The organism is Bacillus sp. S2(2019) (assembly GCF_005144805.1).
GTDB lineage: Bacteria > Bacillota > Bacilli > Bacillales > Bacillaceae > Bacillus > Bacillus altitudinis.
Genome location: NZ_SWFL01000019.1, coordinates 1 through 533, shown reverse-complemented (window position 1 = coordinate 533; position 533 = coordinate 1). Strand labels below are relative to the sequence as shown.

At 60.6% G+C, this 533-nt stretch carries 1 protein-coding gene; it reads right to left on the bottom strand.

The features are described 5' to 3' along the window. The coding region (locus FBF75_RS19785; RefSeq protein ID WP_205826479.1) for a hypothetical protein at positions 1 to 326 on the bottom strand (326 nt) is incomplete at its 3' end. Positions 327 to 533 lie beyond the last annotated feature (207 nt).

Below are 533 nucleotides of genomic sequence, written 5' to 3'. Positions count from 1 at the left end.
CCACTGATCGCGGCGGCTTGCGCCACGCCGCCGGCATTCTTGCCCAACGACGCGGGGCTCTTCGATGCCGAAACATCGAAAACATGGCCGGTGGGCGGTGTGAAGGGCGAAGGGCTGGCTTCACGATCGAATCCGTAGCCGCCCGCACCACCGCTCCTGCTGCTTCCCGACACCTTCGACTGCGTTCCTGCAAAAAGCTGCGGTGCGAGCTCACTGATCAACTGGAGAAGGAACTGCTCTAACTGCTGCGATAGCTGGCTCGACGATACGGAATCGAATCCGTAACCGGTATCGAAGTTCTGCGGCGAAATCGTGAGCGAGGACATGAAGCGCTCCATGGACGCTGATGGCGTTCACTGTATCGGCCCCTCAGCAACGGATGGGGGCCGGCACGAAGCCATGTTCGAAGATACGAAGCTGCGGCGTGAATATCCCGCCGACGGATTGAATCGTTGGAAATCAGCGCCGTCTGTTTGGCGCCGAAATAGCGGTGCGTAAATCCCGGCGCAGTTCGGAAACGCGGCTCGCGGCTC